This window comes from Bernardetia sp. Wsw4-3y2 (assembly GCF_037126295.1).
In the GTDB taxonomy this organism is placed as follows: Bacteria; Bacteroidota; Bacteroidia; order Cytophagales; family Bernardetiaceae; genus Bernardetia.
The window spans coordinates 2,306,538-2,322,192 of the sequence record NZ_CP147017.1; the positions used below are offsets into that span (position 1 = coordinate 2,306,538).

A 15,655-nucleotide genomic window follows, 5' to 3' on the forward strand; every position below is an offset into this window, starting at 1 on the left:
TCAATCAGTAATGATTATTTTTAGCAACTCCTTATTTTTTAACTATTTAGTTATACTTTTATAAGAAACAAGAAGAATCCCTTTTCATTTTTTGAAAAAAGGGATTTTTTGTTTTATTATTCGTTATTTCTACTTATATCCTCCAAAATCTCTCTAATAAGCTCATTTTCATATCCTTTTTGAAGAGCATAGTTAGTAGCCTTGTGTTTTCTTTTAAAATTATCATCTTCTTTTTCTAGTAAGTCTGACCATTTTTTTTCTAAAAGTTCGGCTAGAGTTGAGAAATATTCTTGGTTATCAATTTCTGAATGAAAAGCATCTTGAATCATGTTTTCAGAAATATCTTTTTGCAAGAGTCCATATCTTATTTTTCTTTTTCCCCATTTTTTATAGCTAAATTTTCCTCTCACATACGATTCTGCAAATCGTTTTTCATTCAAAAAATTTTCTTCTTCCAAAAGTGTCACGATGGCATAATGGTCACCTTCATCCATTTTCCATTCTTCTAATTTTGCATAAATTTCTTGATAACATCTTTCTTGATAGGCACAAAAGGCAGCTAGTTTTAAAAAGGCTTCTTTGGGTGTGAGTTGTACAAAGGGTTTTGGTTCTCGTTTTTTGAGTTCTCTATAATCTTTTACTTTGTACTCTCTTTTTTTGTAGGTTTTGGGTTTGTATTCTTTCTTAGAACCATCTGCATTTTTATAGTCATCTGGATTATATTCTTTTTTCTTTAGTGGTGTACGTTTTAAAGGCGTTCTTTTTAGTGGTTTTTGTTTTTTTTTAGCCATAACTATTTCTTATAAAAAATCACTCATGAGAACATAAGCAATGGTTACAATCTAACTCTATTTTATTTATTTTGTTTCTTAAATACTTCTAAACTATTTATCAACTCATTTCTAATCCCAAGTTCACGTTATCTTAAGATAACTTTTAAGAGTGGAACTTAAAAAAATGAGTGAAAAAGCAAAACAAGATTTCTCTCATTTTTTTATCCTCGTTTTACAAATTTTATGGCTCTTCCGACAATTTAGCGAAATTATAAAAGGGTGTGCGTTCGTTTTAGCTTCGCTGAGGGTTACACCGTTCTCAAAAACGCATGAAACGCTTCCTCAGAAGCGTGATATTGCTTAAATCACGCTTCTGAGGAAGCATTTTTTTCAGTTCTGAGGAACTGAACACACAATGTTTTGCTAAAAAGTCAGAAGAGTCAATTTTATTTTTTCAATTTTACACTCAAAAAAACAATTCATAAGGACAGATTAAATACAGTAGTTGATAAAGCATTATCTTTGTCTGATTAGTGGGGTCAAAAATGAGTGATTTCACTTATGTATAAAAAATATCAAATTAATTGTAAAACCATCAAATAAAATATGAAACTCAATTATAAAGAATTAGGAAATGTAAATGCACCACCTTTGCTTATTTTACATGGCGTATTTGGCTCACTTGATAATTGGCTTACTTTAGGTCGTCAGTTTTCAGAAACATACCGAGTATTTTTAATAGACCAACGAAATCATGGACGCTCACCACACGATGATAAAATGAATTATATTGTCTTGGCAGATGATTTACATAATTTTATAGAAGAACATCAACTCAAAAACCCACTTCTTATTGGACATTCGATGGGAGGAAAGGTTGTAATGCAATATGCTTTAACCTATCCTACAGCTTTTGAAAAAATGGTAGTCGTCGATATTGCTCCTAGAAAGTATAATGTTTCGCATCATGAAGCTATTTTGAATGGATTAAAGGCAATTGATATAGAAAACTTAGAAAGTAGAAACGATGCTGATGAAAAGTTAGGACAATATATAGATGAAGAAGGGGTTCGAATGTTTTTGCTCAAAAACTTGGCTCGTACAAAAGAAGGATATGAGTGGAAAATGAACTTACCTATCTTAGAAAAATCTATACTAAAAATAGGAGGTGCAGTGACTAAGAATAAAAATGTAGATTCGTCAGTAGATTATAATGAAAAACCTGTGTTGTTTATAAATGGAGGACAGTCTCGTTATATTCAAGAGAAAGATATTACTATGATTACAAAATATTTTCCAAATGCTCATATACATACTATTGAAGAAGCTGGGCATTGGGTACATGCACAAACTCCAAAAGAGTTTTTTGAAGTAGTGATGAGCTTTCTTCAAAGTTAAATATTCTTAGAAGAAGATAGAAAAGCAGGTGAAAAATTAGATAAAATTTGACTTTCCTTTTCTATTCAGAGAGAAGGTTGTTGAGAAACTTTCTCTATCAAGTATAGGGAATATTAAATATAAGAAGAGCAAAAAAATGTTATTTGTTTCTTAGTTGTGTAGAACGTACAGATTTCAAAAAAACACAATTCATAATTTAATCAAATTACTTTTTTCAACTGAAATTTTGTATTTTGCTTTATCTATTTACACTTATTACACTTAAAATCTAATTCATAATGAATACAAATCTAGAAACAACAAATGAAAGACCGACAGTAAAAAGTTCGGATGCTTTCCCTAATTATACACTTCCTTGTAGAGTTTTTGAAAATATAGATGTCAAAAATCTTAGTAATGAAGAATTTGAAGAAATACGTAAAGCAGTTCCTCAAAATGGTGTTATTCTTATCAAAAACCAACACCTTTCTTTAGATGAATTGGTAGCTTGGACAAAACGTTTTGGTGAGCCAGTCGAACTTCCTGACGGACTTCGTTTTAATAATTTTCATAAAGAATATCCAGAGGTTACACGTATTTCAAATATTTTGCCTAATGGAGAGTTATTACAAAACTATTCAGGTGCAGAATATTGGCATAGTGATGGCGATTTTTGGCAAGCACCAAAAAACTATGTTTTCAGTTGTTTGTATGCTGAAAAAGTGCCACCATCGGGAGGAGAAACAGGTTTTGCAGATTTAAGATTGGCATATAATGGACTTAGCCAAGAATTAAAAGATAAAATAAAGAATCTTCGTGTTTGGGTTTCACCTAAAAATATTCCCGATTTCGAAGGTGCAAAAGAGTCTGAACTTCCACCAGATGCGTATCATAATATTGCTTATTTACATCCAGAAACTAAATTACTATGTTTGTATTTTGGGTGTACGGCTTCTGATATTGAAGGACTAAGTAGAGAAGAAGGTCAAGAGCTTTTAAAAGAATTAATGGCAGAAGTAGAAAAAAATGAATATGTTTATGCACACAAATGGAGTCCAAATGACCTCTTGATGTGGGATAATACTTCAACCATGCACCGTAGTTTGGGTGGATATGGAAATTATCCTCGTTTAATGTATCGTACACAAGCCTATGCCAAATAGATTTTATTTAAAAGCTAGATTTTAGAAGTTACCTTTGGCATTACTTCTAAAATCTAGCTTTTAACCTCTCAATTTATTTTAATAATGATTTTCCATAATTTCTTGTAATGGACTATCTTTTTTTATTAGGTCAGTGATTGTTGAATAAGGAATAAAAATCTCAAAAGCACCCATTGAATGTACTCCGATTTCATCTTCATTAAAACGAAATGTAATTCCACCTTTGCTAAGCGCATAATTATCATTTAAAGTAAATTTATTGTCCTTAAAATTGATTCCTTCTTTTGAGAAGTCTTTAATATCTTTAAAGCCATATTTATTACGAAAAATATTTTCTGCTATTTTTGTGAGTTTTGGCATAAAATCTTTCTCAAAAAGCTCTTCTAATTTTATATGGTTGCCTGTTCCCAAGTCAAAATTCACAAAGTTCACTTTTTCATGGGCATAAGCACCACCTTCAAAAACACTTTCTATAAACTCCAAAACTATAATATTATGGTTATTATAATCTAAGATAATTTGATGATGATTATCCCATATTGGCATTTGTCCTTCTGCTTTTTGAGCTTCTTCACTTGCCTTTTTATAACGATTTACAAAATCATCTAAAAATTCACTATGGTCACCAAACTGTTTTTTAGCACTTTTAGGATGGTCATAATTTAAGATATGACTATTAATAAAAGCATTGATTTTTTCGGCAGTTGCTTTATGCTTTTCTTCTCCCATTACTATATACACCAAATCAACAGTAGCTGTACCACTATAACTTCTGCCTTCGTGAACCACCCAAAAACTAGATGATTTTTCTGGATAATTTTCTTTTACAGTAAATGTATTATACTGCTCACCATCAAACGAATGCCAAGTACCTGCAATTTCTGTAGGAGACATAAATTTTCCATCAAAAAAACCAACTACATTTGGCTCACCTTCTGCTGTATTTCCTTCAATTTCTTCTAAGGAGACACGCCCCGTTTCAGAAATTGTTCCTCTGATAGTTCCTTTTTCTTCCTTATCTAAAAAATAAAAATGTCCTTCTAAGGTAGAACCAAAACGCATCAAATCAAACTCTATACGTTGGTCACCAAGCTGTCCATCCAATTTTTTATAGAAATATTTGGCAATCTTAACAGGTTTTTTTTCCTCCTTTTTCGTTTCATTTTGTGCTAAACACAAGAAAGAACCTGCAAAAACAAGAATACACATCAACAAAAATGTTTTCTTGAAAAAAAAGAAATGAGTAAATTTATTTAACTTCATTGTAAGAAATTATTAAATATGTAAATTAAAATAATTTTTATCTAACTTTTGGATAGGCAAAACTCTAAATTTGTTTAAAACTCTATATCATAAATAGTTTTAAGATTCACAAATATAAGCAATTAACAATCTACTGACTAAAAATAGTAGGTATAATCAGTAGTAATTAATATTAAATCAATAACGATGCTATTTTTTAGTACATTGTGTATCTTTCTATAAAAAATGAATATATTTTTAGGAATTAGCTATGTCATTTATTTGTATTAATTCTAAATAAGGTGCAAAAAGAACAAATGATTTTACTTATAGTTCTTTGCGTAGTAATTTTGTAGTATAGAATAAAAATAACACCTACTATGCAACTGAATTTCAAGGCTTTAACCATAAATTATAAAACTGCTCCTGTCGAAGTACGTGAAAAATTATCTTTGAGTGAAACAGAGTGCCATAGCTTTTTGCAAAAGGCTTCTGAGATGTTTGCTTTGAGTGAGCTTTTTGTGCTTTCTACCTGTAATAGGACAGAAATTTATTATAGTTTACCAGAAAATAGTGTTGCAAATGCAACTTCAAATATTCCTAAAGCCTGTCCTTTTTCATCTTCTAAGCCACTCTCTCAAAAGCTAATTGCATTACTTATTACTCAAAAGGGACTTTCAGATTCTGAAAGCTACTTTCCTTATTTCCAATCTATTGAAGAGCATAAAGAAGCTGTACAACATCTTTTTTCGGTTTCAATGGGATTAGAATCACAAGTAATTGGAGATATTCAAATTAGTAATCAAGTAAAAAAATCCTATCAATATAGCGCAGACTTGAACCTTGCAAGTCCATTTTTACATCGTCTTTTGCATACTATTTTCTTTACAAACAAGCGTGTGGCACAAGAGACAAGTTTTAGAGATGGAGCTGCTTCTGTAGCCTATGCAGCAGCAGAAATGACCTCTGAACTTGCACAAACGGTTCTTCAACCAAAAATTTTGGTTATTGGAGTAGGAGAAATTGGAGGAGATGTAGTTCGAAACCTAGATGCCACTGATTATCATACTGTAACAGTTATGAATCGTACTTTCGAAAAAGCAAAGGAGTTTGCAAATGCAGAGGGATTTGAAGTAGCAAGAATAGAAAACCTAAAAGAAGAGGTCAAAAAAGCAGATGTTATAATTTGTTCAGTGGCTGCCAATGAACCAATTTTGACAAAGAAATTAGTAGAAGAAGTACAAGATATTCGTTTCAAATATTTCATTGACTTGTCTGTTCCTAGAAGTATTGAGCCAGAGGTAGAACAGATTGCTCATGTTATGGTATATAACATCGATCAAATACAAAATCGTACAGCAGAGGTAATAGAACGTAGAAAATCAGCTATTCCACATGTCCAATCTATCATCGATGAAGCAATACAAGGATTTGAAGATTGGAGTAAAGAAATGATAGTTTCGCCTACTATTCATCGTCTGAAAAATGCGTTAGAGCAAATCAGAAAAGAAGAAATAAATCGTCATTTGAAAAACTTAGACGAAAAAGAAATAGAAAAAATAGAAATGATAACAAAAGGAATAATGCAAAAAATAATTAAACTTCCTGTCATTCAACTTAAAGCAGCTTGTAAGCGTGGAGAAGCAGAAACATTAGTCGATGTTTTGAATGATTTGTTCAACCTAGAACAAGATGAAAAAGTATAAAACTTTGTTTTGATTAATTTTTTTTTCAAAAAAACACCTTTTTTTTGTTCTTCCTTAAACAATTTTAACCTAATACTGTTCGTTACTACGGACGGTAATAGTTTTTCATAAGTGCATAAAAAAACCTATATTCTTTGAATGTGGGTTTTTTCTTTTCGAAAAAACGACAATATGACATAGAAAATAAGAAAGTATTAGTTTTTGAAAACAATGTAAGTGTCAATGTGACACTATTTAAAAACAAATTTCTACTATTGAAGTTTTAAATTGAATACAACTAGCCAAAAAGTCAGTTTTGAGATATTTGTATAGCTTTTGATAAGAATGTAATATATATGTAGCGTACACTTTAGCTTACAAAAAATGTATCGTACCTTTTAAGGTGCGATGTATTCAATCAGAAAACAAATACTTAAAACTACTAAAAACATTCAATTATGAACTTTAATAAATTCACTATAAAGGCACAAGACGTAGTTCAGAAAGCCTCAACAATTGCGACAAGTTCGCAACAACAAATCATTCAGACAGGTCATATTTTGAAAGCTGCTTTAGACGCTGATGAAAATATGACAAAGTTTTTGGTCAATAAATTAGAAGTCAATGTAACTCTTCTCAATCAAGTTTTGGACGAATACATGGTTTCTTATCCAAAATCAAGTGGTGCAGACCCATATTTATCTAACGATTCTCATGCTGCCATTCGTGAAGCTGAAAATTATCTCAAAACATTCAAAGATGAATTTATAGCCGTTGAACATATTCTTTTAGGACTTTTGAAAGGAAAAGACAAAACGGCTGACCTCATGCGTGAAGTTGGTTTCAATGAAGATAATTTGGTAAGAGCAATCAAAGAACTTCGTGGAGGACGAAAGGTAACTGACCCAAATGCAGAATCAAAATATCGTTCTTTAGAGCGTTATTCTAATAATTTGACAGAACTTGCACGAAAAGGAAAAATAGACCCAGTTATTGGTCGTGATGATGAAATTCGTAGAGTTCTACAAATTCTTTCAAGAAGAACCAAAAATAATCCGATGCTTATTGGAGAACCAGGGGTAGGAAAAACGGCAATTATTGAAGGCTTGGCACAGCGTGTTGTTGATGGCGATGTTCCAGAAAATTTGAAGTCAGTTGTAATTGCTTCTTTGGATTTGGGAATGCTCGTTGCAGGAGCAAAATATAAAGGAGAGTTCGAAGAGCGTTTAAAATCTGTCATCAAAGAAGTTACAGATTCTGACGGAGAAATCATTTTATTTATTGATGAAATTCATACACTTATTGGTGCAGGTGCAGGGGGAGATTCGGCAATGGACGCAGCCAATTTATTAAAGCCTGCTTTGGCTCGTGGCGAACTTCGTGCAATCGGAGCGACAACACTCAAAGAATATCAAAAATATATTGAGAAAGACAAAGCTCTAGAACGCCGTTTTCAAACCGTTACAGTAGATGAACCAAGCGTACAAGATGCTATTTCTATTTTGCGTGGAATCAAGGAAAAATATGAATTGCATCATGGGGTTCAGATAAAAGACGATGCTTTGATTGCAGCAGCACAACTTTCTCATCGTTATATTCCAGACCGTCAATTACCAGATAAAGCAATTGATTTAATGGATGAAGCAGCAGCAAAATTGAGAATAGAAATGAATTCTATGCCTCAAGAATTAGATGAGATTCGTAGAAAAGTAATGCAACTTGAAATTGAAAGAGAAGCAATAAGAAGAGAAGGTGACAAAGAAAAAAATACATTACTTTCAAGAGAAATTGCAGACCTTCGCACTACACAAGATGCACTCATGGGACGTTGGGAATCTGAAAAAGGTGCAATAGATGGAATAAGAGAAACCAAAAAAGAACTAGAAAATCTTAGAATACAAGCTGAACAAGCCGAACGAGCAGGAGATTATGGAAAAGTAGCCGAAATTCGTTATGGAAAAATTACAGATGCAGAACAGAAATTAGAAGAATTACAGAAAAAACACGAGCAGCAAGAAACAGAAGAATCAATGCTCAAAGAAATTGTAACGGCTGAAAATATTGCTGAAGTGGTTTCAAAATGGACAGGTATTCCAGTAACTAAAATGCTGCAAGGCGATAAGGAAAAACTATTAAACTTAGAAGCTGAGTTAGGAAGACGAGTAGCAGGACAAACCGAAGCAATTCAAGCTGTTTCTGATGCTGTGCGTAGAAGTCGTGCAGGCGTTCAAGACCCAAATCGTCCGATAGGTTCGTTTATATTTTTGGGAACAACAGGCGTAGGAAAAACAGAACTTGCCAAAGCATTAGCCGAATACTTGTTTAATGACGATGATGCAATGGTCAGAATTGATATGTCGGAATACCAAGAACGCCATAGTGTAAGCCGTTTGATTGGTGCGCCTCCAGGGTATGTGGGTTATGATGAAGGTGGGCAGCTTACCGAAGCTGTCAGAAGAAAACCGTATAGTGTCATTCTTTTAGATGAAATTGAGAAAGCACACCCTGACGTTTTCAATATTTTGTTACAAGTTTTAGATGATGGAAGACTGACTGATAATAAAGGTAGAATTGCTAATTTCAAAAATACGATTGTCATCATGACTTCAAATACAGGTTCGCAGATTATTCAAAATAATTTTGCTTTAGCTTCCGAAAAAACTGATGAGCAAGTAGAACAGCTTTACGAAGATACAAAAATACAGGTTACAGAGCTTTTAAGAGCTTCTATGCGCCCAGAATTTTTGAATCGTATTGATGAAGTCTTAATTTTCAAACCTCTTTCAAGATTAGAAATTCGTCAGATTGTAGATTTACAATTAAAGCAAGTTCAGAAGCGATTAGACGAAAACGGAATCACTTTAGAAGTTTCGAAAGAAGCCCTAGATTATATTGGAAAGATTGGTTATGATCCACAATTTGGAGCAAGACCACTCAAAAGAGTTGTTCAACGAGAAATCTTAAACGAACTTTCAAAGGAGATTTTGGCAGGAAGAGTTACCAAAGATGCGCCTGTTGGTGTAGTTTTGGAAGATGGACAGATTAAATTTGTAAATTCTGTTTTTGAAGGTAATTAAAAAAAACGAACGGTTCGCTCAAAGCGAACCGTTTGTTAAACATCAAATATGAAAACCTCATTTTTCTTTTCCTTTTTTAGGAAGGATTAATGAGGTTTTTTATATAGAATTCGATGCACATTCCTATACTGTGTTTAATAAAGCCATTGTCATGAAAATTCTGATACTCTAGCAATTCAGTACCATTACTTAACTGTGGGATTATTGCGTTTACATAAGTGTCATTGTTTATGTATTTTCCAGAATGCAAAAACTCAGACCTTGAGTTGTATAAGGCGTTCAAACTTTTTTTTCTATGGTCTTCATTGGGAAATACTTTATTTAGAAAAAACCTTACTCTTTTACTAATACTATATACTTCTTGGTGACATTCTTTACAATGTTTAGAATCTCCTTCTTCCATAGATAAAATTTCTAAAACAGACATGTAGTGAGTAACAGTTATCTCGTAGATCGATAAATCTATATCTCTTAGTCTTTCTAAATACTTAACTTTTAATGCTGAATGATATACTCTTACAGCCTTTATTAAGTTAGATAGATTAAAATTGTATTCATCATTAGTTACAATTTCATTAATTATTCTAAATAATTTTTTAGGTAAAAAATATATATTATCTTTTACGTAGTATTCATCGAATATAGAAAATTCAAAAATATCACTATATGTATTGCTAGGATATTTTAATTTTACAGTTTCTTTCTCTCTATTTATATCTGAAATAGATATTTTTCTCCAAAAAATACTTGCTAACAAGTCAATTATGATATTATATTTCTGTTTGGCGATAAATTGCCCATCAATAGTATCATAACATTGTATTTTAATAACTATTTCAGATTGAGTTTTATTAATAGGTTGGATTCTAACACACTCTCCTATATAATTTAAAATAGGAAAAGGAAGATCTATTTTTACAGAAAATTCTTGTTCTGCTAATTCTATTCTATGTTTAGACTTAACAGAATTTAAACATTTTTTTAAACTAGAAAGGTCTGAGGTATAATTCTGAAAAATAACATTACTGATTCCTCCTCTTTGTTTGTAAGTAATATAAACTTCTATTGAACCTTCAATATTTTTTTCTACTTGAAATTTTCCTAAGTGTATCAGCTTCTGTTCAGTTTTTATATTTGGCATATAAAACCAACTACATCTACCGAACTCTTTTCTAATCATACTCCAAGCTGCACGTAGCCATAGGTTAGCTTCTTTCGTATTTTTAATTCCTACATTTATTAATATATAATTTTCCATATCTGTTTTATTAGAAAATAATTATTTATTTAAAATTACTCACTATTATTTTAAATTTTCTTTTTTAAGGAAACAGATAAATATAATAAAAAATTCAAAAAACCTCATCTTTCTCCATAAAAATAAAGAAAACAAGTTTTTCATTCACACAAAATCACCTCAACTCATAAACAAAAGGCGTATTAATAATTCTCAAATCAGTAGGTAGTTTTGAAATAAAATCACTCCATTCAGGTATAGTATCTCTATGAATAGTCGCAAAATAATTTTTTGATACACTTCTCGTTGTGATTCTTATTTGCAACTGACAATAAAGTGCATCAATATCTGTATTAGGATGATAAATAATATGATACTTAAACTCTGTTATGTCTTCAAAGGCAAAAAAACTTTTTAAGACTTTTTGTTTGATATGTTGTATAACTAATCCTTTTGATTTATAATCTATATAAATAGTCAGTTTGGATTCTATATTTTCCATTTCTTTTATAGATATATTTCTATTTTTTGGAATAATACTGATTATTCCAAAAGTTATACAAGCCATAAAACAGAGCATAAAAGAAAGAAACCCTATAGCTCCACCAAAAATTTCTCCTATAAAACTACTTGCTATTATAGATGCAAATCCTAATACAATAGATAAAAAGCAACCTCCACTATTATTACTCATAAACATAGGACTATCAGCAAAGCCAAAACTTAGTAGTTCTTGTGTATATTTATCATTCGCTTTAAGATAAAGAGTTTGAGGTAAAGGCAAAGATTTGAGAGTTTCAGATTGGTCACAGTGAGAATTTCCTAAGTATTCCCAACTCTCTATAAAAAAAGCAGATTTACATGCAGCACAAACCACAACTGTATGCCCTTCTTCTATTTTTTCGCCTGTGATGGGGTCAGTTCTATTTTGGTTTAGAAAGTCTTGATGATGTTCAGTGAGTCTATGTGAATGATGCATTTTTTAGGTGTTGTGGCTGGTATTTAGTTTTCGGAATGCTATTATGATGACCAACAACAAAGATAAATATGTTTTTGAAAACCTCATTCTTCTTCAATAAATAAAGAGAAATGAGGTTTTGCTACACCATACATATTATCAAAAACTATCTTTGATAGTAAAATACCAAACTTGCTTTTGCAATAGTATTGTTCCACAAATAATATCCCACAGTTGCAGGGTTTGTAGTAGCATCCAAGCCTAATTTATCTGTCTTGAGTGCATAAACAGTAACTATGTATTGGTGCAAACCGTGATTTTCTGGAGGACAAGGACCACCATATCCAGCTACACCATAATTTGTCACGCTCTGAATAGCTCCTTTTGGAGTGAGATTAGCTTTCAAATTTCCTGCACCTGTTACTAGTTCATTTATGTTAGCAGGAATATCAAAAACTACCCAATGCCACCACCCACTTCCCGTTGGTGCATCTGGATCATATACTGTAATGGCAAAACTTTTTGTTCCTTCAGGAGCATTTGACCAAGATAATTGAGGGGATTGGTTTTCTCCTGTACAGCCAAATCCATTAAATTCTTCTGTCTTTGTGGCTTGTCCTCCTATGTCTGTACTGCTAAGAGTAAAAGTTTCTTGAGCAAAAGAAAGTGTAGAGATAAGAAGGAAAAATAAGAATAATGTTACTTTTTGCATTTTATTTGAGGTTTAGATTTACTAAGATTAAAATACAAAGTTACAGTATTGCCTTGCTGATGAGGTAGAGATAGACGTTCTAAAAGTATCGCTAAACGTCCATTTTATATAAAGTGTTGTTTGGGAGTTTTGCCAAATTGTTTTTTGTAGGCTTGTATGAAAGAAGATAAATTTTCATAACCAATTTGCATATAAATATCACTAGAACGAAGTTTTTTGTGTTCTAACAAAAATGCAGCGTGTTTTAACCTTCGCTCTCTAAACCATTTTATTGGACTATCATTGTATATTTTCTTAAATTTTCTCTTGAAAGCTGAAACGCTTTTGTTACATAAAAAAGCTAATTCTTCTACACTCAAGTTTGTATAAATATTATTTTCAATGACTGATGTAAAATGTTCTCTACCGTAAACATTGCTGTTTAAAAACTTATAGAGAAAATCTGTTCTATTTTTATGAATTAAATAAAGGAAAATTTCTTCTAGTTTGATAGTTAAAACCTGTTTTTGTAAAGCTAAAGGTTGTTGATTGAGTTGTAGGACACTAAACACAAAATTTTTGATATAATTATCATAATCAAATACCAAAAACGGATTTGTTTCGCTGCTTGATTGAATTTTGATTTTGTGTTTTTCTATAAAATCAATAAGCCAATTATCATCAAAGAAAAACAACAAACTTCTATATTGATTGGCTTGTGATAATTTTTCAGTCATCAAACATTTACCTGATTTAATGAGAAGAAATTGATTATTTTTGATTGTTGTTTGTTTGTCAAAATGCACAACTTCTTTTGTTCCATCTTGCAAAAAACTAAACACATTCTGATTAAGCGTAATTTTATTTCTCGTAAGAGAATTATTTATCACATAGTCATAAATACAGGTTTTGTCTTCTGTTTTATTTGCATTTTCAAATAAGTCATTAGGAAGCAAATATGTATTCATTTATTTCACTCTTTTGTAAGCCAGTGTATTTCCACGAGCCATATAAGCAATTGTCAAAATTTCTTCATTAAGGTCTATAATATACCAACACATATCCGAACTTTCAGAAGTAATATAAAGGTCTTTTTCAGGCTTCAAATCTTTACTTTTATCAGATTCATTGGTGCATTTATCAGATAAAGTGAAAATTTCATCACTCCATTGAGTCATTCCTTCAGCGATTTCCATTCTATGATTATTTTCAAACTTTAGAAAGTTTGTTTCGTCATCCGTACTTTGCCACTTTCCCTGCAAAAGTTCTAAGTTTGTTATCGTCTTTTTTTGCTCTTCATCTAGCACTAAAGTAGAATCTTTTGGTTCTTTATTTTCTGCTACAACTTGGGTATTATCTTTATTATCTGAATTGCTAGTACAGGCAATCAAAGAAAAGAAAATAAGTAAAAAGGAAACGAAATTTAATTTTGAGTTCATTGTTTGAGAATTGTGAATTTAGAATTATTAATATAATTTATAGCTCATTTAATATAGATCCTTTTGATTTTTAGAAAACACACAAAACTACTTTCTTTTTTATAATTATTCTATTTTCAGATTTTAAAAAAAATGGCTCTTTCTACAATTTAGTGAAATTATAAAACGGTGAGTGAATAGTGTTTGCGTCTTCCTAGATATGAACGAAAAGTTTGTGAGAAAATAATATTTTGATATAATAGTATTTTTAAAAGATATTTTGGCAAGATATTAACAGGGTTAATAATAACTATTTACTGAAAATCGTATAGTTTTTTGGAGACAAAATGAAATTCTTTTCTAAACACAAAAAAAACTATTATTAGTCCATAACAAAAGGATTTTTTTTAATTTTATGCTACAATACGGTATTTAATCGAAAAAAGTTTTAGGTTTCTTGGAACTTTTCTATTTTTTTTGCTTCTTTGCATTACTAATCTTTAGTTGGATACACACAAATGTTATGATTATCAATTACTTATCATTCCTTTAAAAAATATTCAATTTATTAAAACAGATGTAGTTAGTTAATAAAGAAAAGTATATTAAATATATTCTAATTTAACTTAAAGACAGTTTAATAAATGTTCTTTAAATAAATTTTAACCCAAGTATTGAAGTAGGTTTTGAACCCAAACAAACTTGATTATTAGTTATTTTTTCTGACAAAGATTAGAAACAAACACTAATTATATGGCAAAAGTAAAATATTATTACGATACCGAAACGTGTCGTTACGAAAAAGTAAAAGCGTCTAAAGCAGATATAGCCTTCAATATCCTTGGACTCTTAGTAGTTTCAGCAGTATTAGCAGTCGGTTTTGCGACATTTTATACTCAAATGTTCCCTTCAAAGGAAGTGGCACAATTAAAAGAAGAAAAACAGGAACTTCTTACAAAATATACAGTTCTTAATAAAGAAATTAGTCAGGCAACTGATATGCTCTCACACCTTCAACAGCGAGACAATAAACTCTATCGTTCGATGTTTGAAGTAGAACCTATTCCAATGGAAATGCGAAAAGGTGGTACAGGAGGAGCAGAAAAGTATAAACATTTATTAGATGATAATCTAGTAAATGAAACACTTATTGTAAATACACACGAGAAGTTGGATAATTTGAAAAAACAAATGTATATCCAAACCAAATCGTATGATGAGCTTATGAAATTAGCTCAAAACAAAAATGATATGATGGCTTCTATTCCAGCTATTCAGCCTCTTTCCAAAAAAGACCAAACAAGTTTTGCATCTGGTTATGGAATGCGTACACACCCTATCTATAAAGTTCGTAAAATGCATGCAGGTTGTGACCTTAGTGCAAGAACAGGAACAGCTGTACATGCAACAGGAGATGGTGTAGTTATTAAAGCAGATTGGTCTAGTGGATACGGAAGATTGGTAGAAGTAGATCACGGTTATGGATATATCACAAGATATGCTCACCTTTCAGCTTTTGATTGTAAAAAAGGACAAAAAATAAAACGTGGACAGTTATTAGGAAAAGTAGGAAGCACAGGACTTTCAGTAGCACCTCACTTGCACTATGAAGTACGCTATAATGGTAAGCCAGTAAATCCAATTAATTACTTCTTTAATGATTTGTCGCCAACAGAATATCAACAATTAGTAGAACTTTCTTCTCATGATGGACAATCACTCGGTGGTGGTTCAGACGAAGAAGACCACAATCATATTAAGTAATAAAGATTTAATTTTAGATTTTTCATAGATACAAAAAAGCATTATATTTTTTATAATGCTTTTTTTTTGTTCTTAATTCTACAAAATATAGCTTAAATTAAAATTTAAGTAATTAAATTGAATAATTTTTTTATTACACTTACTTTCATTGTTTGCTGTTTTTACAATAATTAATTACTGTAAAGATAAAGGAGTTAAATAGTAATTTTTTAGTAACTCAAAACAACTCTAACAATAGCTTGTTGCTTAAGTGTTTGTTTTTCAGTTTGT

12 protein-coding genes are annotated in these 15,655 nt (G+C 31.0%); 5 read left to right on the forward strand and 7 right to left on the reverse strand.

Translation table 11 applies throughout. From position 1 onward, the window contains the following. Nucleotides 1-116: 116 nt before the first annotated feature. Entirely contained in the window at nucleotides 117-791 is a 675-nt protein-coding gene (locus V9L05_RS09335; RefSeq protein WP_338793525.1) for a regulatory protein RecX, read from the reverse strand. A gap of 588 nt (nucleotides 792-1,379) precedes the next feature. Here V9L05_RS09335 and V9L05_RS09340 point away from each other — a divergent pair. Continuing rightward, nucleotides 1,380-2,171, forward strand: coding sequence for an alpha/beta fold hydrolase (locus tag V9L05_RS09340; protein WP_338815261.1), 792 nt, complete (start codon nucleotides 1,380-1,382; stop codon nucleotides 2,169-2,171). A gap of 278 nt (nucleotides 2,172-2,449) precedes the next feature. Continuing rightward, nucleotides 2,450-3,313 carry a TauD/TfdA family dioxygenase gene (locus V9L05_RS09345; protein ID WP_338793523.1) on the forward strand — a complete coding sequence of 288 codons (864 nt, stop codon included), beginning with the start codon at nucleotides 2,450-2,452 and terminating at the stop codon, nucleotides 3,311-3,313. A 78-nt stretch (nucleotides 3,314-3,391) separates the two neighbouring features. Here the strand turns inward: V9L05_RS09345 and V9L05_RS09350 are convergent, their stop codons facing one another. Then, nucleotides 3,392-4,576 (reverse strand): RsiV family protein, encoded by a 1,185-nt coding sequence (locus tag V9L05_RS09350; RefSeq protein ID WP_338815262.1) that lies wholly within the window; start codon nucleotides 4,574-4,576, stop codon nucleotides 3,392-3,394. A 359-nt stretch (nucleotides 4,577-4,935) separates the two neighbouring features. Between V9L05_RS09350 and hemA the strand changes: the two genes are divergently transcribed. Together hemA and clpB are read left to right on the forward strand one after the other, a co-directional pair. Next, nucleotides 4,936-6,261, forward strand: a complete 1,326-nt coding sequence (hemA, locus tag V9L05_RS09355) for a glutamyl-tRNA reductase (protein WP_338793521.1) — start codon at nucleotides 4,936-4,938, stop codon at nucleotides 6,259-6,261. A gap of 437 nt (nucleotides 6,262-6,698) precedes the next feature. Then, the gene (gene clpB, locus V9L05_RS09360; RefSeq protein WP_338815263.1) at nucleotides 6,699-9,317 is read left to right on the forward strand and encodes an ATP-dependent chaperone ClpB; all 2,619 of its coding nucleotides are present in this window, start codon (nucleotides 6,699-6,701) and stop codon (nucleotides 9,315-9,317) included. Between the two features lie 76 nt (nucleotides 9,318-9,393). Here clpB and V9L05_RS09365 read toward each other — a convergent pair whose 3' ends face one another. The 5 genes from V9L05_RS09365 to V9L05_RS09385 all read right to left on the reverse strand — a co-directional run bounded on the left by V9L05_RS09365 (nucleotide 9,394) and on the right by V9L05_RS09385 (nucleotide 13,642). Further along, nucleotides 9,394-10,575 (reverse strand): hypothetical protein, encoded by a 1,182-nt coding sequence (locus tag V9L05_RS09365; protein ID WP_338815264.1) that lies wholly within the window; start codon nucleotides 10,573-10,575, stop codon nucleotides 9,394-9,396. 154 nt (nucleotides 10,576-10,729) lie between these two features. Continuing rightward, a complete protein-coding gene (locus V9L05_RS09370) occupies nucleotides 10,730-11,533 on the reverse strand; it encodes a hypothetical protein (protein ID WP_338815265.1) in 804 nt (267 codons plus the stop codon). A 145-nt stretch (nucleotides 11,534-11,678) separates the two neighbouring features. After that, nucleotides 11,679-12,224: a YbhB/YbcL family Raf kinase inhibitor-like protein gene (locus V9L05_RS09375; RefSeq protein WP_338815266.1), complete on the reverse strand. Its 546-nt coding sequence runs from the start codon at nucleotides 12,222-12,224 to the stop codon at nucleotides 11,679-11,681. 104 nt (nucleotides 12,225-12,328) lie between these two features. Continuing rightward, nucleotides 12,329-13,171, reverse strand: coding sequence for an AraC family transcriptional regulator (locus tag V9L05_RS09380; RefSeq protein WP_338815267.1), 843 nt, complete (start codon nucleotides 13,169-13,171; stop codon nucleotides 12,329-12,331). Further along, the gene (locus V9L05_RS09385; RefSeq protein WP_338815268.1) at nucleotides 13,172-13,642 is read right to left on the reverse strand and encodes a hypothetical protein; all 471 of its coding nucleotides are present in this window, start codon (nucleotides 13,640-13,642) and stop codon (nucleotides 13,172-13,174) included. Nucleotides 13,643-14,374: 732 nt separating this feature from the next. Between V9L05_RS09385 and V9L05_RS09390 the strand changes: the two genes are divergently transcribed. Further along, on the forward strand, nucleotides 14,375-15,385 hold the full coding sequence (locus V9L05_RS09390) for a M23 family metallopeptidase (protein WP_338815269.1): 1,011 nt from the start codon (nucleotides 14,375-14,377) through the stop codon (nucleotides 15,383-15,385). Nucleotides 15,386-15,655: the final 270 nt, after the last annotated feature.

Bases quoted from the DNA above. Each gene is read 5' to 3' on its own strand.
- V9L05_RS09335 (WP_338793525.1), bottom strand. From the start codon at position 791: ATGGCTAAAAAAAAACAAAAACCACTAAAAAGAACGCCTTTAAAACGT.
- V9L05_RS09340 (WP_338815261.1), top strand. From the start codon at position 1,380: ATGAAACTCAATTATAAAGAATTAGGAAATGTAAATGCACCACCTTTG.
- V9L05_RS09345 (WP_338793523.1), top strand. From the start codon at position 2,450: ATGAATACAAATCTAGAAACAACAAATGAAAGACCGACAGTAAAAAGT.
- V9L05_RS09350 (WP_338815262.1), bottom strand. From the start codon at position 4,576: ATGAAGTTAAATAAATTTACTCATTTCTTTTTTTTCAAGAAAACATTT.
- hemA (WP_338793521.1), top strand. From the start codon at position 4,936: ATGCAACTGAATTTCAAGGCTTTAACCATAAATTATAAAACTGCTCCT.
- clpB (WP_338815263.1), top strand. From the start codon at position 6,699: ATGAACTTTAATAAATTCACTATAAAGGCACAAGACGTAGTTCAGAAA.
- V9L05_RS09365 (WP_338815264.1), bottom strand. From the start codon at position 10,575: ATGGAAAATTATATATTAATAAATGTAGGAATTAAAAATACGAAAGAA.
- V9L05_RS09370 (WP_338815265.1), bottom strand. From the start codon at position 11,533: ATGCATCATTCACATAGACTCACTGAACATCATCAAGACTTTCTAAAC.
- V9L05_RS09375 (WP_338815266.1), bottom strand. From the start codon at position 12,224: ATGCAAAAAGTAACATTATTCTTATTTTTCCTTCTTATCTCTACACTT.
- V9L05_RS09380 (WP_338815267.1), bottom strand. From the start codon at position 13,171: ATGAATACATATTTGCTTCCTAATGACTTATTTGAAAATGCAAATAAA.
- V9L05_RS09385 (WP_338815268.1), bottom strand. From the start codon at position 13,642: ATGAACTCAAAATTAAATTTCGTTTCCTTTTTACTTATTTTCTTTTCT.
- V9L05_RS09390 (WP_338815269.1), top strand. From the start codon at position 14,375: ATGGCAAAAGTAAAATATTATTACGATACCGAAACGTGTCGTTACGAA.